This window comes from Pseudarthrobacter oxydans (assembly GCF_034258515.1).
Taxonomy (GTDB): Bacteria; Actinomycetota; Actinomycetes; order Actinomycetales; family Micrococcaceae; genus Arthrobacter.
Map to the genome: position 1 here is coordinate 3,656,654 of NZ_CP139438.1, position 20,472 is coordinate 3,677,125.

At 68.6% G+C, this 20,472-nt stretch carries 19 protein-coding genes; 6 read left to right on the top strand and 13 right to left on the bottom strand.

The genetic code is table 11. The features are described 5' to 3' along the window. Positions 1-3 precede the first annotated feature (3 nt). Together topA and SMD14_RS16705 are read right to left on the bottom strand one after the other, a co-directional pair. On the bottom strand, positions 4-2,730 hold the full coding sequence (gene topA, locus SMD14_RS16700; protein WP_321214376.1) for a type I DNA topoisomerase: 2,727 nt from the start codon (positions 2,728-2,730) through the stop codon (positions 4-6). A 115-nt stretch (positions 2,731-2,845) separates the two neighbouring features. Continuing rightward, complete coding sequence (locus tag SMD14_RS16705) at positions 2,846-4,513, bottom strand: methyltransferase (protein ID WP_321214377.1); 1,668 nt, start codon at positions 4,511-4,513, stop codon at positions 2,846-2,848. A gap of 65 nt (positions 4,514-4,578) precedes the next feature. Between SMD14_RS16705 and SMD14_RS16710 the strand changes: the two genes are divergently transcribed. Both SMD14_RS16710 and SMD14_RS16715 read left to right on the top strand, forming a co-directional pair. Continuing rightward, positions 4,579-5,055, top strand: a complete 477-nt coding sequence (locus SMD14_RS16710) for a hypothetical protein (RefSeq protein WP_321214378.1) — start codon at positions 4,579-4,581, stop codon at positions 5,053-5,055. A gap of 101 nt (positions 5,056-5,156) precedes the next feature. Then, positions 5,157-5,705: a hypothetical protein gene (locus SMD14_RS16715; protein ID WP_321214379.1), complete on the top strand. Its 549-nt coding sequence runs from the start codon at positions 5,157-5,159 to the stop codon at positions 5,703-5,705. Here SMD14_RS16715 and SMD14_RS16720 read toward each other — a convergent pair. Then, on the bottom strand, positions 5,702-6,595 hold the full coding sequence (locus tag SMD14_RS16720) for a rhodanese-related sulfurtransferase (protein ID WP_321214380.1): 894 nt from the start codon (positions 6,593-6,595) through the stop codon (positions 5,702-5,704). The genes SMD14_RS16715 and SMD14_RS16720 overlap by 4 nt on opposite strands. A gap of 152 nt (positions 6,596-6,747) precedes the next feature. Between SMD14_RS16720 and SMD14_RS16725 the strand changes: the two genes are divergently transcribed. Together SMD14_RS16725 and SMD14_RS16730 are read left to right on the top strand one after the other, a co-directional pair. Then, positions 6,748-7,440, top strand: coding sequence for a GNAT family N-acetyltransferase (locus SMD14_RS16725; RefSeq protein ID WP_157241150.1), 693 nt, complete (start codon positions 6,748-6,750; stop codon positions 7,438-7,440). A 79-nt stretch (positions 7,441-7,519) separates the two neighbouring features. Next, entirely contained in the window at positions 7,520-9,895 is a 2,376-nt protein-coding gene (locus SMD14_RS16730; RefSeq protein ID WP_321214382.1) for a DEAD/DEAH box helicase, read from the top strand. 32 nt (positions 9,896-9,927) lie between these two features. On the opposite strand, the gene SMD14_RS16735 is transcribed toward SMD14_RS16730, so the two are convergent. The 7 genes from SMD14_RS16735 to ssd form a co-directional block, all read right to left on the bottom strand. Beyond that, positions 9,928-10,362 (bottom strand): Rv3654c family TadE-like protein, encoded by a 435-nt coding sequence (locus SMD14_RS16735; RefSeq protein ID WP_321214384.1) that lies wholly within the window; start codon positions 10,360-10,362, stop codon positions 9,928-9,930. Continuing rightward, positions 10,359-10,682, bottom strand: a complete 324-nt coding sequence (locus tag SMD14_RS16740; RefSeq protein WP_321214386.1) for a TadE family type IV pilus minor pilin — start codon at positions 10,680-10,682, stop codon at positions 10,359-10,361. Before SMD14_RS16740 ends, SMD14_RS16735 begins: the two co-directional genes overlap by 4 nt. A 119-nt stretch (positions 10,683-10,801) precedes the next feature. After that, positions 10,802-11,146: a DUF4244 domain-containing protein gene (locus tag SMD14_RS16745; RefSeq protein WP_321214387.1), complete on the bottom strand. Its 345-nt coding sequence runs from the start codon at positions 11,144-11,146 to the stop codon at positions 10,802-10,804. Positions 11,147-11,311: 165 nt separating this feature from the next. Next, entirely contained in the window at positions 11,312-11,920 is a 609-nt protein-coding gene (locus SMD14_RS16750; RefSeq protein ID WP_321214388.1) for a type II secretion system F family protein, read from the bottom strand. Continuing rightward, complete coding sequence (locus SMD14_RS16755) at positions 11,917-12,723, bottom strand: hypothetical protein (protein ID WP_321214389.1); 807 nt, start codon at positions 12,721-12,723, stop codon at positions 11,917-11,919. The genes SMD14_RS16750 and SMD14_RS16755 overlap by 4 nt, the downstream gene beginning before the upstream one ends. Further along, positions 12,720-13,874, bottom strand: a complete 1,155-nt coding sequence (locus SMD14_RS16760; protein WP_321216295.1) for a TadA family conjugal transfer-associated ATPase — start codon at positions 13,872-13,874, stop codon at positions 12,720-12,722. The genes SMD14_RS16755 and SMD14_RS16760 overlap by 4 nt, the downstream gene beginning before the upstream one ends. A 152-nt stretch (positions 13,875-14,026) precedes the next feature. Next, positions 14,027-15,091: a septum site-determining protein Ssd gene (gene ssd / locus SMD14_RS16765; protein ID WP_321216296.1), complete on the bottom strand. Its 1,065-nt coding sequence runs from the start codon at positions 15,089-15,091 to the stop codon at positions 14,027-14,029. A gap of 263 nt (positions 15,092-15,354) precedes the next feature. On the opposite strand from ssd, the gene SMD14_RS16770 reads away from it, so the two are divergent. After that, positions 15,355-17,073, top strand: coding sequence for a bifunctional 3'-5' exonuclease/DNA polymerase (locus SMD14_RS16770; RefSeq protein ID WP_321214390.1), 1,719 nt, complete (start codon positions 15,355-15,357; stop codon positions 17,071-17,073). Between the two features lie 166 nt (positions 17,074-17,239). Beyond that, positions 17,240-17,431: a DUF1508 domain-containing protein gene (locus SMD14_RS16775; RefSeq protein ID WP_157241136.1), complete on the top strand. Its 192-nt coding sequence runs from the start codon at positions 17,240-17,242 to the stop codon at positions 17,429-17,431. A gap of 2 nt (positions 17,432-17,433) precedes the next feature. On the opposite strand, the gene SMD14_RS16780 is transcribed toward SMD14_RS16775, so the two are convergent. From SMD14_RS16780 to SMD14_RS16790, 3 genes are all read right to left on the bottom strand, one after another. Beyond that, positions 17,434-18,111 (bottom strand): CoA pyrophosphatase, encoded by a 678-nt coding sequence (locus tag SMD14_RS16780; RefSeq protein ID WP_321214391.1) that lies wholly within the window; start codon positions 18,109-18,111, stop codon positions 17,434-17,436. Next, positions 18,108-18,902, bottom strand: a complete 795-nt coding sequence (gene nth / locus SMD14_RS16785) for an endonuclease III (RefSeq protein ID WP_321216297.1) — start codon at positions 18,900-18,902, stop codon at positions 18,108-18,110. The genes SMD14_RS16780 and nth overlap by 4 nt, the downstream gene beginning before the upstream one ends. A 68-nt stretch (positions 18,903-18,970) precedes the next feature. Next, positions 18,971-20,317, bottom strand: a complete 1,347-nt coding sequence (locus tag SMD14_RS16790; RefSeq protein WP_321214392.1) for a hypothetical protein — start codon at positions 20,315-20,317, stop codon at positions 18,971-18,973. Positions 20,318-20,472 lie beyond the last annotated feature (155 nt).

Genomic DNA, 20,472 nt, shown 5'->3' on the forward strand with positions numbered 1-20,472 from the left:
CGGCTACTTCTTCGCGGTGGCCTTTTTCTTGGCCGGCGCCTTGCGGGTGGCCGTGCGCTTTACCGGGCCCTTGGCGCGCTTCTCGGCCAGGAGCTCCACGGCCTGCTCGCGCGTCAGTTCCTCCAGGGAGGTGGCCCGCGGGACGGTGATGTTGGTGATCCCGTCCGTGATGTAGGGGCCGAACCGGCCTTCCTTCACCACGATGTTCTTCTCCGACACGGGGTCCGGGCCGAACTCCGCCAGCGGCGGGACGGCAGCCCGGGCTCCGCGCTGCTTCGGCTGGGAGTAGATCTCCAGCGCCTGGTCCAGCGTGATGGTGAAGATCTCCTCCTCCGAGCCGATGGACCGGGAGTCGGTTCCCTTCTTCAGGTATGGACCGAACCGGCCGTTCTGCACCGTGATGAGGTTGCCTTCGGCGTCCTCGCCCAGGACGCGGGGGAGGCTCATGAGCTGCAGGGCCTCGTCCAGCGTTACCGACTCAACGGTCATGGACTTGAACAGCGAGCCCGTGCGCGGTTTGGCCTTGACGGGCTTCTTGGGCGGCTTGGGCTTGCCGTTCTTGTAGTACTCCACCGGCTGCGCAGCGATTTGTTCCTCGGTCATCTCCGGGATGACCTCGGTGACGTAGGCGCCGTAGCGGCCGTTCTTGGCAACAACGGTGTGGCCGGTGTGCGGGTCCGTGCCCAGCACGCGTTCCTCGGGGGCAGCGGTCTCCATCAGCTCGATGGCCTTGGCAGCGGTCAGCTCGTCCGGAGCCAGGTCCTCCGGCACGTTGGCCCGGGGCGACTCCACGATCTCCCCCGTCTTCGGGTCAACAGTGGCGGCTGTGCTTTCCAGGTACGGGCCGAACTTGCCCACCCGGAGCGTGATCTGGTCCGTGATGGGAATGGAGTTGATTTCCCGCGCGTCGATCTCGCCGAGGTTGTTCACGATGCTCAGCAGGCCCGGATCCGAGTCCTCGCCGAAGTAGAAGTGCCGCAGCCAGGAGGCGCCCACGGCCTGGCCGTTGGCGATCTTGTCCAGGTCGCCTTCCATGTCCGCGGTGAACTCATAGTCCACATAGTCGCTGAAGTGCTGCTCCAGCAACCTGATGACGGAGAAGGCGATCCAGCTGGGGACCAGGGCCGAGCCCTGTTTCCGGACGTAGCCGCGGTCCTGGATGGTGGAGATGGTGGAGGCGTAAGTGGACGGGCGGCCGATGCCCTTCTTCTCCAGCTCCGCCGTCAGCGATGCTTCCGTGTAGCGCGGCGGCGGCGAGGTCTCGTGGCCCACGGCGATGATGTCGGACGCCTTGAGGGCGTCGCCCTTGGCCACATTGGGGAGGCGGCGGGCTTCGTCGGAGTCGTCGTCGCCGCGGGTCTCGTCCTTGCCTTCCTCGTAGGCGGCAAGGAAGCCGGGGAAGGTAATCACTGTGCCGGACGCGGAGAACTCCGCGTCCCGCCCGTCAGCGGACACGGCGCCCAGGCGGATGGTGGCCGTGGAGCCCTTGGCGTCAGCCATCTGGGAGGCGACGGTGCGCTTCCAGATCAGCTCGTAGAGCCGGAATTCGTCGCCGGAGAGCTGCTTGGCCACCTGGGCCGGGGTGCGGAACGAGTCGCCGGCGGGGCGGATGGCCTCGTGGGCTTCCTGGGCGTTGGCTGCCTTGCCGGTGTACACACGCGGGGACTGCGGGATGTACTCCGGGCCGTACAGCTCCGAGGCCTGGCGGCGGGCTGCGGTGACGGCTTCGTCGCTCAGCGCGGACGAGTCCGTACGCATGTAGGTGATGTAGCCGTTTTCGTAGAGCCGCTGGGCCACCTGCATGGTGCTCTTCGAGGAGAAACGCAGCTTGCGGCCTGCCTCCTGCTGCAGCGTGGAGGTGGTGAACGGCGCAGCCGGACGGCGGGTGTACGGCTTGGTGTCGACGGACCGGACGGTGAACGAAGCATCCTGCAGCCCGGCCGCCAGGGACGCAGCCAGCTCCTCATTGAGGTGGGCGACGTTCTTCGAGGTGAGGACGCCGTCGTCGTTGAAGTCCCGGCCGCTGGCTACCTTGGCGCCGTCCACGGCGGCGAGCTTCGCTTTGAACGAGCCGGCGTCTGCGCCGAACTGGCCCGTGAGGTCCCAGTACGAGGCGGCTTTGAAGGCCATCCGTTCGCGTTCGCGGTCCACCACCATGCGGGTCACCACGGACTGCACGCGGCCGGCGGACAGGCCGCGTGCCACCTTGCGCCACAGCACCGGGGAAATCTCGTAGCCGTACAGCCGGTCCAGGACGCGGCGGGTCTCCTGCGCATCCACCAGCGCGGTGTCCACATCGCGCAGGTTCCCCATGGCGCGCTGGATGGCTTCCTTGGTGATTTCACCGAAGGTCATCCGGTAGACCGGGACCTTGGGCTTGAGCACTTCGAGCAGGTGCCACGCGATGGCTTCGCCCTCGCGGTCCCCATCGGTTGCGAGGTAAAGTTCGTCGGCGTCCTTGAGCGCGGCCTTGAGCTCAGTCACCTTTTTCTTTTTGTCCGGGGAGACCACGTAGTACGGCTTGAAGTCGTGTTCAATGTCGACGGCGAACTTGCCCACCGAGGTCTTCTTCAGCTCAGCGGGGAGCTCGGACGGCTGGGGAAGGTCGCGGATGTGACCAATGGAGGCCTCTACGATGAAGCCCTCGCCCAGGTACTTGGCGATGGTCTTGCTCTTGGCCGGAGACTCCACAATCACGAGTTTCTTGCCGGTTTTGGCCTTGCTTGGCACGGTGCTCCTACAGAAAAAGGTTGCTCGGGCAGATGCGCCCATACTGGCCTAGTTCACCATATTTTGCAGAAATGTGCGCATCCATGTGGAAAAGTAGGGGGTTCCCCTGCTGGTCTTAGGCGCCCTGTTCCGGGGCCGGGATCAGGAAACCGTCGCGGACCAGATTAGCCACTTCGGTGAGCAGCCCGGTCCGGAACGAGCCAGCGTCGAACCCCTCCTCCCCCGCCATTCCGCCGCCCAGCAGCGCCTCCAGCGCCCCGGCGATCTGGCCGGCGGTCAGGTCACCGTCGCACGCTGAAACGAAGCCGGCCAGCTCGGTGCTGAGCAGGTTGGTACGGCGCAGGCCGGCGCCCTGGCGCAGCAGGATGACCCCCGGGTGCTCGGCGCCCGGCCGCTGGTGGCGCTCCTCCGTGACGTCGTCCGCCACCAGCAGGTGCGCATCCTCCAGGGCGTGCACGGCCAGCCAGTCGATGCGTTCGACCGCGGCCCCCAGGTGGGGTCCGATGGGCTGCTCAATGGGGTACGTGATTTCCTCGAACCTGCTGATGGCGGCCCGCCCCGGTTCAACGGGCCGGCGCAGCCAGACCATGCCGAAACCGATGCCCTCCACGTTCCTGGATTCGAAGTCTGCGAGGTAGGCGGCGTAGGCCTCCCGGTAGTGCTGCCGGTCCCGGCCCTCCGAGGCGTCGCGCAGCCATGTTTCCGCATACTGTTCCGGCCCCACCTGCTCGCGCTGGATAAACCAGGCGTCAACGCCCGGACTGGCCCAGCTTTGCGGCCGTTCCTGCCATGACGTTCCCTTAATGACCTCCCAGTTGCCTAAAAGCTGGGCTGTTCCGCCGGGTGCCAGGACGTCCGGCAGGCCGGCAACGAGGGCCGCCACGATCTCATCGCCCGGCAGGCCGCCGTCGCGGTACGTGAACTGCCCTGCTGCGTCCTCCCCTGCGCTGCGCGGCGTGATCACGAACGGAGGGTTGGACACCACCAGCCCGAACTCCTCGCCCTCGACGGGGTCCAGGAGTGAGCCCAGGCGCAGGCTGACCCGGTCCGCAAGCCGCGCGGGATCAACGGAGAGGGCCTGCGCATTGAGGAGGATGTTGAAGCGGGTGAAGGCCAGGGCGCGTTCGGAGATGTCCGTGGCGGTGACGTGCCGGCAGTGCTGGAGCAGGTGGAACGTCTGGATGCCGCAGCCCGTGCCGAGGTCCAGGGCGCGTTCGGCGCGGCGGCGGGCGGTGGTCTGCACCAGCGTGGTGGAGGCATGGCCGATGCCCAGGACGTGGTCGTGCCGGAGCACCCCTTCCTGCTGGTGCGCCGCCAGGTCGCTGGCCACCCAGAGTTCCGTGCCGCCGCCGGCTGCGTTGTCCCCGGCGGTGCCGTGCCAGCCGTAGGGCCGCAGGTCCACCTTCGCTGCCAGCAGCCCTGGGCCGGGAACGGGTTCAACCAGCCCCAGCGTGAGCAGGCCTTCCGCACGGATGCCGGGAAGGGCGGCGTCGAGCGTCTCCGCCGCCTGCGGCTCGGCGAGAAGCCAGAGGCGGACGACGGCGGCGAGCGCCCTGTTTGCTTCGTCCTGCCGCACGGCGCGGTCGGCGGCGAGCAGGGCCGGGATGGTCTGGTCCCGGTCCAGCGCTGCGGAGGCGGCGGGGCCCAGGAACCGGGCGACGCCGTCGGGCGTGTAGTCGAGCCGGCGCAGGTCCGCGGCGAGGGCGGCGAGCAGCTCCGGCTGGTCGCTGCGGGGGGCGTCCGGGGTGTTGCCGGCGGTGAACTCGTACGGGGATTCAGGCACCGCTCAAGTTTAGTCCGGCGGGCTGCGGCGCATTGCGGGCTGCGTTGACGCGGTAGCGTGGAGCCATGCCTTCAAGTTTTGCCGTCCTTCTGCGCGCCCGGCTCCAGCCGGCGGGGCGCGCCCGCCTGTTGCCGTGGTCCGGAGCCTTGGCAGGTGCGGCGGCCCTTGCCCTGGCCGGCTGCTCACCCGTGGTTTCCGTCGAGAACGCGGACGTCCCCCATTGGCAGGCAACCGCGCTGCCCCCGGCGCCGGGCGCCGTCATCGAGGACGCCGGCAAGATCCTCAACCGGAACCGCATTATTAAGGAAGCCGCCGATGTTCCGGCAGGGCGCTACATCCTGACCGCAACGTGCGATGGCGGCGGCAAGGCCTTCTTCGCCGTATCACTTGATGGAGCGATGCTGGCGGACGCAGGAGCGGCGTGCAACGGCAGCCGGGAGACAACCAAAATCACCCTGCCCGAGGCCGGCACCCTGGAAATCAGCGCTTCCAGCGTGGACGCGCCCCTCATCTACGCGTACCGGCTGGAACCCGCCGGATAACGGTACCTTCGGCTCTGGCCCGCCGATGGCGGCGGGCATACAGTCTGACTATGCCCAGTGTGCGGATCGCCTCCGCGCCTTGTACCGTGCGGACGCCCCGCGTGCGCACAGCGCCGGTGCCGCTGGCCCGGAAGCCGGGCGCCGCCGTCGTCATTGCTGCGCTGGCCGCCGCGATGGTGCTGGGCGGCTGCGAGTATACGTACGACGACGGCCGCAGCCTTCCGGGGCCCGTCGAGGCAGAGCCGACGCGGCTTCCCGGGCCGGTGTTCACGCGCGACCCGCTGCAGAACGACCCCGTCAGCGAGGCTGAGCTTGGCGCTTGGGTAACCCGGACGCTGCCGGACACAGGGCAGCCGGTGGCCCACGCCAGGGCAGGGCTCATGGCAGCCGGGGAAATCCGGGCCGAGTCGACGCCCGTCCTGGGGACCGGCACGTACGCGCTGGCCCTGGCGTGCCGCAGCCAGCGGCGTGTGACGTTCACCGTCCGCAGCGAGTCGCTCACGCTGGTGGATCTGGGGCTCCGGTGCGGGATCAACCGGGAGAACGTTATTTATCTTTCCTCGGAGACAGCCCTCACCATCAGGGTGGAAGCCCGGACCGGCGCCAACTACGCCTACCGGCTGCGGCTTCTCTCGCCACCCGTTCCCTAGGCTGCGCACCCGTCGGGGCAGCGCAGGGTTTCCGGGCTGGATGCGCAGTCGGCGCAGTACAGGGTGAGGGTGCGGCAGCTGGGGTTTGTGCAGTTCTCGAACTTGCTGGTGGGCGCCGAGCAGCGGGTGCATTCGCCGATGGTCTTGGCGTCCTCGCTGAATTCCAGGTGCATGCGCTTGTCGAAGACGTAGAGCGAGCCTTCCCAGAGCCCCTGGTCCTTGAATGTTTCGCCGTAGCGGACAATGCCGCCGTCCAGCTGGTACACCTCCTTGAAACCCCGGTTCACCATGAGGCTGGACAGCACCTCGCAGCGGATGCCGCCGGTGCAGTAGGTGACCACGGGCTTGTCCTTGAGGTCGTCATACTTGCCGGACTCCAGCTCCTGGATGAAGTCGTGGGTGGTGGCGACATCGGGGACGATCGCGTCCTTGAAGCGGCCGATCCGGGCTTCGAAGGCATTCCGGCCGTCGAAGAAGACAACGTCCTCCCCGGCTTCCTTCTTGCTGTCCACCAGCTCGTGCAGTTCCTCCGGCTTGAGGTGCGTACCGCCGCCAACCACGCCGTTCTCGTCCACTTTGAGTTCCCCGGGCGCGCCGAAGGAGACAATCTCGTCCCGGACCTTGACGCTGAGCCGGGGGAAGTCCTCGGCACCGCCGTCGGACCATTTCACGTCGATGCCGCGGAAGCCCCTGTACTCGCGGGTGGTCTTCACGTACTGTTTGACCGCGCCGATCTCCCCGCCGACAGTCGCGTTGATGCCGTCCTTGGAGATCAGGATGCGTCCGGTCAGCCCGAGCTTCTCGCACAGCGCGCGCTGCCATAGCCGTACCGCCTCGGGGTCCGCGATCGGGGTAAAGCCGTAAAAAAGCACAATTCGGTTCAAAGCCACGTATTTAAGGGTACCGGCACGGTCCGCGGCGACGGTGCCGGCCGGTCCGCTCCAGCTTCCGCGAAGGTCCGTGGCGTTTTCGGCTCATCACGATTGCATAAGCTCTCTGCCACCCCCTGTTGCTTAAGATCGGGCTGGAATATTCTCATCCCATGACCCCGGAAACCATGGTTGAAGACATCACTGGCCTTCTTGAGGTGTGGGTGGCGGGCTGGGCCGGTTGCCGCGGCTACAGGACATCCACCGAGGGCCGCTTTCCCGCCGTGCTGCGGGCGGATACCAGCGGCGAATGGGAATTCTTCGCGTCCGAGCCCACGGACGATGAGTTCGCGGCGCTGGCCGCCAAGACGGCCGAAGTTCCGGCCAGGGTCCTCACCATCCTGACCAATGACACGGCCCGCTACTCGGCCTTGGCCGCAAGGCACGGGCTGAATGTCACATCTGACTCGCAGGCGATGATGATTGTGGACATGGAGACCCAGGACGCCGAGGATCCCTGGCTTTCCGACGACGAACTGACCTGGACCACGTCCGCGCAGAACGGCGTCCACTACGCAGAGGTCCGTTCCGGCGACACCCTGGCCGCCAGCGGACGGGTTTACGTGGTGGGCGACACCGCGGTGTTCGACAAGATCATCACGGAACCGGCCTTCCAGCGCCGGGGCCTGGGCAGTTTCATCATGCGTGCCCTTGCAGCCAAGGCCTTCGAGCACGACGTGCAGGAAGGGCTCCTGCTGGCCTCCGCGGACGGCCAAAAACTCTACTCCCACCTCGGCTGGACCACCGTGTCCCGGGTACTCATGCTGTCCGCTTCGCACGACGGCTCAGACCTTTCCCTCAGCTGAGCCTTACCGTTCCCCCCACACTGTTACCCCGACGGCGAACCGGGGCCCGCAAGTCCCTGCCGGGTGAAACAATGTTCGGGTGAACCCCCATGACTCCCTGATTCCCTTGCTGGGCCGCGGCCCGGAACCGGAGCAGCTGCGTCATGTCCGCACTATCCCGGCCCGTGAGGCCGAGTACGAGCCCTGGCCCGCGTGGGTGCATCCGGACCTGGTTGCGGCGTACGGGTCCCTGGGCATCCAGGAGCCCTACCGGCACCAGGTGGAAGCGGCCGGAATCGCCCACGCCGGCGAACACGTTGTGGTGGCCACCGGAACCGCATCGGGAAAGTCGCTCGCCTACCAGCTCCCCGCCCTGGACGCCATCCACCGTTCCGAACTGCGGGTCATGGCCGAGCCCGGGAAGATCCATGACGACGGCGCCGTGACGCTCTACCTGTCCCCCACGAAGGCCCTCGCCGCGGACCAGCTCAATGCCATCAGGGGCCTGGAACTGCCCACCGTGCGGGCGGAAACCTACGACGGGGACACCGACCCCGCCTCGCGCCGCTGGATCAGGGACCACGCCAACTTCATCCTTGCCAACCCGGACATGCTGCACTTTGGGATTCTTCCCAACCACGCCTGGTGGGCCGGGTTCTTCCGCCGCCTGCGCTACGTGGTCATTGACGAGGCCCACAGCTACCGGGGTGTCTTCGGTTCCCATGTGGCCAACCTGATGCGCCGGCTGCGCCGGATCTGCGCGTACTACGGTGCGGGCACGGCCTACCCGGAGCCGGTATTCATCGCCGCCTCCGCGACCGCTTCGGAGCCCGAGGTCTCCTTCGCCCGGCTGATCGGGGCTCCGGTGAGGGCAGTTTCCCGGGACGGCTCGCCGCACGGTGCCACCACGGTGGCTTTCTGGGAACCCGCCCTCACCGACGTTCGGGGCGAAAACGGCGCCAAGGAGCGGCGGACGGCTGTGGCTGAAACCGCAGACCTGCTGGCGAACCTGGTATCGGCCCAGGTCCGCACCATAGCGTTCATCAAATCCCGGCGCGGGGCGGAGTCCATCTCCTCCATCACCAAACGCCTCCTGGACGAGGTGGACCCCAGCCTGCCGCAGCGGGTGGCTGCATACCGTTCCGGGTACCTTCCCGAGGAACGCCGCGCCGTGGAAAAGGCGCTCCGTTCGGGGCGGCTCCTGGGTGTTTCGAGCACTTCCGCCCTGGAACTGGGGATCGACATTTCAGGACTGGACGCGGTCCTGGTGGCGGGCTGGCCGGGGACGCGCGCCTCCCTGTTCCAGCAGATCGGCCGGGCGGGCAGGGCCGGGCAGGACGCCATCGCGGCCTTTGTTGCCAGCGATGATCCCCTGGACACCTTCCTGGTGAACCATCCGGAAGCGATTTTCGACGTGTCCGTGGAAGCAACTGTCTTCGACCCCTCAAACCCCTATGTGCTGGGTCCACACCTGTGCGCCGCGGCAGCGGAACTTCCGCTTGGTCCTGCCGAACTCGACCTCTTCGGCAGCACGGCGGAGTCCCTCCTGGACCGGCTGGTGGCCCAGGGGTACCTGCGCCGGAGGCCCGCGGGCTGGTTCTGGACACACTCGCAGAGCGCGGCGGCCATGGTGAACCTGCGGGCCGACGGCGGCGGACCGGTGAGCATCGTGGATGCCGAAACCGGGTCCCTCCTTGGAACCATGGATTCCCCGCAGACCCACTACCAGGCCCACACCGGCGCTGTTTACATCCACCAGGGTGACAGTTACGTCGTGGAGGACCTGAATGAAGATGACCACTGCGTGATGGTGCGCCGCGCCAATCCCGATTACTACACCACCGCCCGGGACATTACCCAGATCGAGGTGCTGGAGACGCAGCGCACGGTGCAGTGGGGTGACGTTTCGGTGCACTTCGGTGATGTCAAAGTCACGACGCAAGTGGTGTCCTTTCAGCGCAAGGCCCTGATCTCCAACGAAATCCTTGGCGAGGAGCCGTTGGAACTGGGCGCCCGCGATCTCTTCACCAAGGCCGTCTGGTTCGTGGTGGACAACCGTTCCCTCACCGGGGCGGGGCTGATCGAAGCGCAGTTTCCCGGCGCCCTGCATGCCGCGGAGCATGCGGCCATCGGCCTGCTGCCCTTGGTGGCGTCAAGCGATCGGTGGGACATCGGCGGGGTATCCACGGCCCTGCACGCGGACACCGGGGTGCCCACCATCTTCGTGTATGACGGGCATCCCGGCGGCGCGGGTTTCGCCGAACGGGGTTTCGACAAGGCGAAGGTATGGCTCACGGCCACCCGGGACGCCATCAAGGCCTGCGAGTGCGATTCCGGCTGTCCCTCCTGCGTCCAGTCACCGAAATGCGGCAACAAGAACAACCCCCTGGACAAGGCTGCCGCGGTCTCCCTCCTCGACGTCCTGCTCAAGGACGCCACCGAGGGCAGCTCCCTGAGGATGGAAGCACAGCGCTGACGGTGCCGGCCACACCCGGGCAGGTGCGAGGTTCAGGGCGGCGGCCCCGCGCGGGAACGCCCGGTTGCTGCCCCGAACACGGTCCGTTCCATCAGCTCCGTCCTGACCTCGATCGTTTGCCCTGCACCCTCGGTGCAGCCAAGGACCGCAGCCCCCTGCCGGGCCGCAACCTGGAACGCTACGGTGCAGGGGTCCCCGTCAGTGACGCCGCGGAGGGCATCGGCCGCCGCAAGTGCCGCGAGGTCGGCAGCGGACGCGGCCCTGCTTGCCAGGACGGCCGACTGTGCCAGCAGCAGCATCAGCGCCATGGCCGTCATCACCACCAAGGCCAGGCCGGCCGCCAGGACCGTCCCGGACCCGCGCTCCCGGCCGCAGGCGGAAGCCTGCCGGCGCCGGCCTGAGTCTGCAGCACCTGCCCGGCGCGGCTGAACGATGCGAGTCCGTCCACAGGGCCCGGCACGCATCATCCGGCCGTCTCGGCGCGGGTGGAGGCCCGGGCAGTTAGCAGCCAGGGAATGGCCGAACCGAGCGGGCCGCCCACCCGGCCGGTGACGGTGACGTCCAGCCACTCGCCGTCGGCCGAAACCGCCGCCGACGCGGACCCGCCCGTCAGGGTATGGACGATTCTTTCCACAGCGGCTGAATCTTCGCCGCGGGCCAGGGCCCGGGCACCGGCGCGTGCTCCCTCCTCCAGCCGCAACTGGGTGACCCCGGCGGAGGCACCTGACAGCAGCATGGCCAGCAGCAGGAGGACCGCAGGCAGCGTGACGGCGAACTCGGCGGTCACAGCGCCGCACGATTCCTCCGGTCCGGGACCGACGTAGGGCCTGCCCGGCCCCTGGGGCCGGGAGCCGGCCTGCGGGGTGGGGCACGGACGAACGGGTGGAAGCACGGCCGGCGCGACGGTCATGGCAGGGCCAACGCCGTGCGGATCAGAGTCAGCAGGAAGCCACGGACCTCCTCGCTGCGGAGGATGAAGACCAGCAGCCCGGCAAAGCCCACGGCAGCGAGAGTGGCTATGGCGTACTCGGCGGTTGCCATTCCCGCCTCGGATCCCAGGAGCCGGAGACCCTGCCTGGGGCTGGTTGGCGCCTTCACGCCCGGGTACAGTTCTACGACGTTGGCCGGCAGGGAACCGTTTCCGGCCCCGCCCGTGTGGTGGCTGTTGCTGCGGTGTCCCCGGGAGGCGGAGCGGGCAGCGGCGAGCGCCGCTGTCCCGTCGGCGTAGTGGCGGCGGTGATGAGTGGGCATGTGGTTTTCCTTCCGTTGGGCCGGTGGTGTTGCCGGCTGTCTCGACTCTTCCGGGCCGTGCCGGAAGCGGTAAGCCCTGCCGACTCCTAAGTGGAAAAGCCGGGTGGTTCCGTGGTGTGGACCCCGCTGTGGAGGAGAAGAGTGCAGGAAAAGGCTCATGGCGCCCTAGCCCGAGGGCACCAGCGCAAGCAGCACCGGGACCACGCCCAGGCAGATGAAGGCCGGCAGGGAACACACGCCGAGCGGAACCACCAGCTTGACGCCCAGTGACGCCGCGCGTTTTTCTGCCGCCCGGAACCGCTCGCGGCGGAGCCGGGCAGCCTGGGCGTAAAGGATCGCGGACGACGGCGCGCCGGTCAGGGCCGCGAACCCCAAGGCGTCCCGCAGTTCCAGGACCTCCGGCAGGCGGACCGCACTGCTGCGCCAGGCGGTTTCCCAGTCGGCCCCGATAGCCAAGGCAGCCACGACCGGCCGGAGAGCGTCCCTGTACCTGTCGGAAGCGGAGTCCGACACCAGGTCCAGCGCACGGCCGATGCCCGACCCCGCATCCAGCATGGCGGCCACGAGCTCCAGCATCATGGCGGCGTCCGTCAGGCCCTCCCGTCCCCCGCGCGGCAGGGATCCTCCGGAGCCGGCGGGCGCGCCCCTCATCGGGGGGCTGCCGGACAGCGCCAGCAACCTCTTCCCCGGACTGCCCGTCCCGGCACACACCAGGGCGGCGGCCGCAGCAAGCACGAGGAAAAGAGCGAGCGCTGAAGGGGAAGGCCAGGTCATGTCACGCCAGCCCCCGCCGCCGCGGCCACCAGCCTGGCGGACCACAGCCTTCCGGCAGCTGTAAGGCCAATTCCGGCAGCAAGCGCTGCCAGTCCCCATGGCGTTCCCAGCAGGATGGCCAGCGGGTCCACGCCCAGCGCCATTCCCAGGCCCAACCCCAGCAGCGGCAGCCAGGTGAGGAGGCTTACGGTGGCCTTGGGTCCGGCCAGGGCGGTCTGCCGGGCGGCATCGGCGTCGTCCTCCGCTTCGAGCTGCGCGGCGAACCTGGTGAGCACGTCCGCAAGCGGACAGCCGCTTGCTTCCGCAACATCAAAGCACGCGGCAAGTTCCGCCCAGATGCGGGATTCCCGATCCCGCCGGGGAAAGGCGGAGGGCAGCGACCGGCGGATGGCGTCCGAGACCGGAGTTCCACCGGCCGCCGCAGCGCGTGCCGATCCCAGCATGGCGCTGGAGCCCGTTGGGAGGCCCTCGCTTGGGAGGCCATCGCTGCGGGAACCCGAGGAGCCGTAAACCAACCAGATCTCCTCCCAAAGCCGGGCCGTTGTCCGCCCGCCTTTGAGCAGGGCGGCAAGTTGCTGCACAACGACGGTCATGGGCGCTGCAGACTGTTTGCCTCCCTTCCCGGCCCTGCGCCTGCTCAGCAGAAGGATCCCTGCCCTGAGGGCACCTAATGCCGGGGCCGGACCGGGTTTTCCTGCAGGGCCGGCATTTCCTGCACGGCGCAGCCTGGCGGCAGCGCCGTGCGGCGGACGGGCAAGCAGCACTGCGGCCAGCCCCAAAACCATGACAAGAAGGGGGATCATTGCAGCTCTCCCAGGCCCAGCCCCAGCCGTTCGGCCAGGACCGGCCACGCCGGGCCTGTGCCCACCGGGCCTTCACCACCTTCCCAGGCAGGCAGAACCGTCAGGCCGTCCGGCCCCTCTCCCACCAGGCCAACGCACGTCACTTTCCGGGACTGTTGCGTGCGCTCGACGTGGATGATGACGTCCAGGGCGCTCGCTGCCTGGAGCCGCACGCCGTCGGGGTTCAGTCCCGCCAGGGCACCGAGAGCTGTGAGCCGGGCTGGAACGGCAGTGGCGGTATTGGCGTGGATGGTTCCGCCCCCGCCGCTGTGGCCGGTGTTCATGGCAGTCAGCAGCTCCCGCACTTCGGCGCCCCGGCATTCACCCACCACCAGCCTGTCCGGACGCATGCGCAAGGCCTGCCGGACCAGGTCCCCCAGGTCCACCGCGCCGCCACCTTCCAGGTTTCCGTGGCGGGATTCAAGGGAGACGATGTGCGGATGCACCGGATTCAGTTCCGATGCATCCTCGATCAGGACCAACCGCTCCGAGGGAGGGCACAGCCCGAGCAGGGTGGAAAGCAGGGTGGTCTTTCCGGACCCGGTGGCACCGCTGATAAGGAAGCTCAGCCTGCGCTCCACCACCCGTTCCAGGACACGCTGCAGTCCGGAACTGAACATTCCGCCGGCGCGGAGCTCATCCATGGTGAAGACCCGTTCGCGCCGGATCCTGATGCTCAGCAGCGTTCCCGCCGTGGAGACGGGCGGCAACACGGCATGGACGCGGTAGCCGCCGGCCAGCCTCACGTCAACGCAGGGTGAGCCGTCATCCAGCCGCCGGCCGCCGGCGGCCACCAGCCGGCAGGCCAATGCCCGCAGCTGGACTTCATGGTCGAAGGCCACCGCTACGCGCTCCATCCCGCGGCCCCTGTCAACCCAGACGGAGTCCGGGGCATTCACGAAGATATCCGTCACCGCGGGGTTGCGGGTGAGGTTTTGGAGAGGTCCCAGCCCGTTGAGCTCGGCGCTGATCCGCTCCACCGCCGCCAATGATCCGGCGGTGCCCAGCAGTTTGCCCGTGGCCTGCACTGCCGCCGCCACACGGGAGGGTGTCACAGCCGCCGCGTCCGCCATCATGGACTCCCGCACCGATTCGAGCAGCCCCACATCCACGGCGTCCCGGACGGCCGGACGGCGTTCGCGCCGCCGCCCCTCGCCGGAAGCATGCCCGCCGGAACTGAGTTCCCCAATGCGCCGTTCCCCGATGCGTCGTTCCCCGATGCGCCGTTCCCCGACGCTGCGTTCACCTGAGCCTGGCGGCTGCCTCACCCGAGATCCCCCGCAGGCAGGCCGTCTCCGAGAAGATCCAGCACGGAGGCAGCGAATTGCCTGACGCTCCGCCGCTTGCCCAGATCAAGGAGCCGGCCCGACTCCATGGCCGCCGGGACGCCCCGCAGCTCGGGCACGCGCCCCTGGACGGGAAGGCCGATGGCTTCGGCAAGAAGGGCGCCGTCCAGCGCCGCACCGTGCTTGCCCCGAACCAGGAGGGAAGCCTCCACCGGAGGGAATTCCTGAAGCAGCCGCACCGCCGCTACGGCAGCCTTCAGCTGCGCCGGAACCACCACGGTGATGAGGTCGCAGTCCCAGGCGAACGTGTGGATCGGCTCCGCTCCCCGGCCGATGTCCACCACCACCAGCTCATACCCACGGCGGGCGGCATCAAGGACGCCCGCCGAGGTGGCGGCGGCAACAGTCACAGGCTGCTCACGGCTGGCGGGCCAGGACAGGAACGAAAAGCCTCCTGCAACGGGCAGGGAATCCGCAAGCTGGACCGGATCGATGCTGCCCCTGGCCTCAGCGAGGTCGGGCCAGCGCAGCCCGGGGTCTTCTTCGGCGGCGAGGGCGAGCTCCAGCCCGCCGCCCCACGGGTCACCGTCCACCAGGAGCACCCGGGCCCCCAGCCCGGCGGCAGCCTGGGCAATCCAGATGGCTGCGGTAGTGGCACCCGCGCCGCCGCAGCCGCCGGCCACGCCCAGGATGAGGCCGCCGGGGCCCGGCGAACGCGACCTGCTGAGATGGTCCGCAAGCCAGGCGGCGGCGTCGGGCAGCACAGCCACCCGCTCTGCACCGAGGACCGCGGCCAGGTGCCACAGGCTGTCGCCTTCACCGTCAAGGCCCACCAGGACTGCCGGCGCCCGTCGCCGGGGAGGCAGTTCGCGGATGTCGCTGCCCACCAGGACTGCCGCCGCCCCGTCCCAATGCCTGCCCGCCCCGGCGGCATCGGCTGCCGTGCGCAGCTGTGCTCCGGCTGCCGCAACGATCCGCTCCACGTCGGCCCGGAGGACAGCGGACGAGGTCACCAGCAGTACCTCGCCGCCGCTGTCCGGCAGCCAGGCTTCCCGGGCTCCTCCCGGGGCGTGCACCGGGAGGGCTGCCCGTAATGGCTGACCAGCCTCTGCTGCAAGGCTGAAGCCGGCGGGGCCCGGTTCAGGGTGGGACGGAATCAGCTGATGCCTGCTCATGGACCCACTTTCCACCGCCGAAAGATGGCGGGTAAGGGCGCCGGGGCCGTATGTGGAAAAGCAGGGCGCGCCACGCGCGCAGCCGCCGGCCCCAGAGCCGGCAAGCCCGGAAACAAGGCAGAATGGGGACCATGTACCTGCTGCTCGCCGCCCACCCCCACGGCGCGGCACTGCAGGAACTCACGCAGGCGGGAGCCCCGCTGCCGTCCACCCCGGAACCAAGGCTCATCAGCACAGGCGACCTCGCCGCCGTCGTACGTGAACTGGAACACCGCCGGCCGAACGGGCAGCCGCCCCGCTGGATCTGGCACCGCACCCAGGATTGGTACCCCGCCCTGCTGGCAGCCGGCGTCGAACTGGAGCGGTGCCATGACCTAAGCCTGTGCGCGAACATCCTGGCCTTTTCCCGGTTCACCGCCGACACGGAATACGCACGGAACGCGGACAGGATCGCCGTCGAGGACCCGCTGCTGCCTCCCAAAGCGTTGCAGCCGCCGCCTCCCCCGGCGGACCAGGGTGCCCTGTTCGAGGATCCCGGGACCCTGCCCCTCACTGGGCGTACTCCCGAAGAGCTGCGGGCCGAATACGCCGCCCAACAGGCGGCCCTGGCCTCGGTCGGCCATGAGGAGAACCGGCGGAACCGGCTGCAGCTCCTCCTCGCAGCAGAATCCGCCGGTGCCATGATCGCCGCCGAGATGCAGCATGCCGGCGTACCGTGGCGGGAAGACCTGCACGAACAGATCCTCGCCGGGCACCTTGGCCCCCGCCCGCCCCTGGGCCACCGCCCCGCGAAACTTGAGGCGCTGAACCAGGAGCTTCGCCGGCTCCTGAATTCGCCCACGCTGAATCCCGATTCCCCGCAGGACCTGATGCGGGCCCTGCACCGGAACGGGATCGAAGTCAAAAGCACCCGCAAATGGGAGCTGAGGGAATCCAGCCACCCGGCCATCGAACCGCTGCTGGCCTACAAGCAGTTGTCTCGCCTGCACACGGCCAACGGATGGGCCTGGCTCGACGCCTGGGTGGCCGGCGGCAGGTTCCGCCCCGAATACGTGGTGGGCGGCGTGGTTTCCGGCCGCTGGGCCTCCCGCGGCGGCGGTGCGCTCCAGATTCCGCGCCAGATCCGCGGCGCCGTCCATGCCGATCCCGGCTACAAGCTGATCGTCGCGGATGCCTCACAGCTGGAACCTCGCGTGCTGGCGGCCCTGGCCCGGGACTCGTCCATGGCCGAGGCTGCCCGCGACCAGGATCTCTACGCGGGCATCGCCGCCAAGGGATTCGGCGGGGACCGGGCAAAGGCAAAGATGGCGCTGCTGGGCGCAATGTACGGCGCAACCTCCGGCGAGGCCGGCCGGCTCATGCCGCAGCTGGCGAAGACTTATCCGCGGGCCGTGGACTTTGTGGAGCAGGCTGCGCGGGCGGGCGAGTCCGGTGGCACGGTGACCACGAGGCTGGGCCGGAGCAGCCCTCCGCCGTCCGGGCGATGGTTCCAGAGCCAACGGTCGGCCAGCGCCGAGGAGCAGCGCCGCGCCGAATCGATCGCCCGCTCCCGGGGACGCTTCACCCGCAACTTTGTTGTCCAGGGCTCGGCCGCTGACTGGGCGGCCTGCTGGCTGGCGGAATTACGACGGCGGCTGCGCACCCTCCGGAAGGACCGTCACCTTGACGCCGAGCTTGTCTTCTTCCTGCATGACGAGGTGATGGTCCACGCCCCCGTGGAGGCAGTGGACGCCTGCATCGCGGCGATCGAGGACGCGGCCAGCGCCGCGAGGGAGCTCCTGTTCGGTCCCATCCCCGTTGAGTTCCCGGTCAGCGTTGCAGTGGTTGACTCCTACGACCATGCGAAATAGCCGCCCGTCCGCGGCAATTGGGGCGTTTGGCAGCCTGCCGACCCGCAAAGTAACCTACCCGGCGGTAGCTCGACCGGCCCCCGTGACCAGCGTTACAGTTCATAGCGGCGACTGAGGCAGACCGGTCAAAAGCTGATGCAACGACGCACAGGGGAGGTCCCGGCTTATGGCGGGCAGGTTCGAAATTCATCGGGTAGGCGACGAGTCCTACCGACTGCGGCTCACTGATGCAGAGGGCAACACTGTTGCCGTCTCACCCAAGTTCAAGTCCCTCAACTCGCTGCTTGAGGGCATCAAGGCAGTCCGGGAGAACGCCGCCACCGGCATCGTGGTGGATCTCCGCCAGCAGCAGGCCTGACGCTAGACGCCCATGCGGTGGAGCCGGCTCCGGTCCCACGGAACGGCCCAACCCAGCTGTTCGAACAGCCCGTTCAGGACAATTCCGGTAAATCCCCAAACCACCACGCCGTTCACTGTGAAGGCGGGGCTGTCGAAGCTGCGCCCGGCGCGGTGGACGGTTGCCATCACGCGGTTGTCCGGCTCCAGCAGGTCACGGACGGGGACGCGGAACACCTGGGCTGACTCGGCATAGTCCACCACCCTGACGGGGGTTGGCGAACGCCACCAGGCCAGCACCGGGGTGACCAGGAAATTGCTGTGGGCAAGGCCCAGTTCCTGAAGGGATCCCAGAACTTCCACGCCGTCCGAGTCGAGGCCGGTTTCTTCCTCTGCTTCCCGCAATGCCGCCTGAACCGGCGTTTCCCTGGCGTCAAGGGCGCCGCCAGGGAACGCCACCTGCCCGGGATGGGACCCTAAAGTATGGGCGCGTTCGAGCAGGAGGACGTCAAGATCGGCCGGCGCCAGTGGCTTGTTGGAAGCTGCGGGGACGTCATCAAGGGCCCCGAAGAGCATCAGGACGGCCGCCCTCCGCGCCCGGGACTTGTCCACCGTCAGGGCGGCCCAGAGGGGATCCGGCGCCGCATCGGCACCGGACTCCGCCCGGCGCACCAGTTCGAGGAGGTCTTCGCGCGCGCTCACGGTGTCCTCTGCTGGGATTCCATCCGGATTTCGGCGGCGCGGTGGGTCTCGGCCAAAAGCTGCTCCAGCAGTGCCTCGCTGCCGGGAGCGAGCTCGTACTTCAGCAGCTTCGCAGCCTTCGCGGGATCCGTTTCGCCCAGCCCGAAGCTGGGGCACCACGTGGCCACGGGGCAGGCCCCGCAGGCCGGCTTCCGCGCGTGGCACACCCGCCGCCCGTGGAAGATCACCCGGTGGGACAGCATGGTCCAGTCCTTCCGGTCGAACAGCTCGGCCACGTCCCGTTCGATCTGCACGGGGTCGTCGGACTGCGTCCAGCCAAAGCGGTTGGCGAGCCGGGCGAAGTGGGTGTCCACCGAGATGCCGGGGATGCCGAAGCCGTTCCCCAGCACCACGTTTGCCGTCTTGCGGCCCACGCCCGGCAGGGTGACCAGGTCCTCCAGCCGCCCCGGTACAACGCCGTTGTACTCGTCCACAAGGCGGGTGCAGAGCGCAATGACGTTCCTGGCCTTGGCCCGGAAGAACCCCGTGGGCTTCAGGATCGTTTCCAGGTCGCCAGGATCCGCCTCGGCCAGGGCCCGGGCGTCCGGGTAGCGCGCGAACAGCACCCGGGTGACCTGGTTGACCGTCACGTCAGTGGTCTGGGCGGAAAGGACCGTGGCCACGAGCAGTTCGAACGGGTTGCGGAAGTCGAGCTCGGCGTGGGCGTATGGATACTTCTCGGCCAACGCCCTGTTGATCCGCCGTGCCCGCCGCTTCAGCGCCAGCACCGATTCGGAAGAGACCACCGGCATCCCGGCAGCCTGGCTGGCGAGTGCCTTGATTCCGCCGGCCTTCGAGGCCCCGGGCCCGGCCACAGGCGTCAGCCGCGCTCGATGTTGCTGAGGTCCCGCAGGACGCCCAGGCGCCCGTCAGTGTGCTGCACCAGGAACTCCTGGCCGCGGTCCTCAAGGGCCAGCACCCAGCCGCCCGGTTCAATAACGAACGCCGGCGCGCCGGTTTGGGGGTCATAGGCAGTGCGGTGCTGTGCCACGGCAAACCAGAAGGCCTCGTGGATGGGGTGTTCTTCCGATTCGTCGGGCCGGCTGGCCGGATCAACCGTGGCGCCGATGGGCTGCTCGATCCGGACCTGCTGGTGCACTGCGGTGGCGGCCGGCGGCTCCCAGCCCGCATGCCCGCCCGGGGCCGGGGAGGCAGCACCCTGGCCGGACGGGGCAGCCGGCGGGGCGCCGCCGTCGTGAACCGGAGCAGGAGTGGAAGAAGGACGGACGACGTCGGCGGGCTGGGTTGCGGGCCCCGGGTCGCCTGCTGGAGTCCACTCGGAGACCTCGGGGGCAGTGGAAACAGGCGATGCCCCGGTAGGGATGGCAGCGGTGGCGGGGGCATGGACTGCCGCGGGCTGCGGGGCGGCGCCGGGCTGCCCTGCTGACACCGGCTGCTCCGGCGAACCGTGCTGTTCCGGTGAACCGGTCTTGCCGTTTGAGCCCGGCCGGACAGCTGATGAACCTGCACCGGCACCGCCGAACAGCCCTCCGCCCGAGAACAGCTTCGAGCCCGGCTTCGACTCTTTCGAACCGGCGGCGGACTCGTCCTTCGGCTTCTTGGGAGCGCGGGGTTTCTGGACGGGAACAACCGCATCCCGGGCCACCACGTGGGCCGGCACTTCGGCCCGGCCCTGGAAGTCACCGGAGACGTAGGGCAGGAAGCGGCCCAGCACGGTTGCGGCGAACAGGACCAGCGAGCCGATCAGGCCCACAAGGAGGCTCGGCACGTAGGCGCCGGCCACGGAGATGAAGAAGAACGCCACGGCAAAGGAGGCAACCACTGACGCGAACTGGTCAATGGACAGGGAGCCAATCCGGAGCTTCGTGGCGGGAGCCAGCCTGCGCGCGGCGAAAAGCGCGCTCACGATCAGGGGCAGGACGATGCCCAGCCCCAGGAAGAACAGGTTGTTGAGGTTCCACAGGTTGTACCGTGCGCCGAAGATTGGCAGCAGGGAGGCAACGAAAAGGATGAGCGTGCCGGCGAAGACGGCCAGGTCCCGGATGGTGAACGGACCCAGCACTGCCTCGTTGGCGTTCGGAGCCTTGCCTCCCTTGGAAGCGGTGCCCGCGGTGGCCTGGGACCCTGGCCCGTCGGCTGTTCCGGCGCTGTGGCCGGAACCTGCCGTGTCGGGGCCGGTCTTCTGGCCGAAGCCTTGCTGGTTCATTCTGCTCTCCTTAGCGTGGCGGCACCGGGGCCTGCATGGTCCCGAAATCGTGCCGTCTTGACAGCGGTTCCGGTGTTGCCAGGCCCTTGCGTTGCCTGGCCGAAGCGGACCGAAGTGAAGTCACAATTCCATCTCAGCCTAGTCAAGAGCCCAGC

Excerpts from the sequence above, each read along its gene's own strand:
- SMD14_RS16710 (WP_321214378.1), top strand. The coding sequence starts at position 4,579 with ATGCCTTCAAGTTTTGCCGTCCTTCTGCGCGCCCGGCTCCAGCCGGCG.
- SMD14_RS16725 (WP_157241150.1), top strand. The coding sequence starts at position 6,748 with ATGACCCCGGAAACCATGGTTGAAGACATCACTGGCCTTCTTGAGGTG.
- SMD14_RS16735 (WP_321214384.1), bottom strand. The coding sequence starts at position 10,362 with ATGATGCGTGCCGGGCCCTGTGGACGGACTCGCATCGTTCAGCCGCGC.
- SMD14_RS16745 (WP_321214387.1), bottom strand. The coding sequence starts at position 11,146 with ATGCCCACTCATCACCGCCGCCACTACGCCGACGGGACAGCGGCGCTC.
- SMD14_RS16750 (WP_321214388.1), bottom strand. The coding sequence starts at position 11,920 with ATGACCTGGCCTTCCCCTTCAGCGCTCGCTCTTTTCCTCGTGCTTGCT.
- SMD14_RS16755 (WP_321214389.1), bottom strand. The coding sequence starts at position 12,723 with ATGATCCCCCTTCTTGTCATGGTTTTGGGGCTGGCCGCAGTGCTGCTT.
- SMD14_RS16770 (WP_321214390.1), top strand. The coding sequence starts at position 15,355 with ATGTACCTGCTGCTCGCCGCCCACCCCCACGGCGCGGCACTGCAGGAA.
- SMD14_RS16775 (WP_157241136.1), top strand. The coding sequence starts at position 17,240 with ATGGCGGGCAGGTTCGAAATTCATCGGGTAGGCGACGAGTCCTACCGA.
- nth (WP_321216297.1), bottom strand. The coding sequence starts at position 18,902 with ATGCCGGTGGTCTCTTCCGAATCGGTGCTGGCGCTGAAGCGGCGGGCA.
- SMD14_RS16790 (WP_321214392.1), bottom strand. The coding sequence starts at position 20,317 with ATGAACCAGCAAGGCTTCGGCCAGAAGACCGGCCCCGACACGGCAGGT.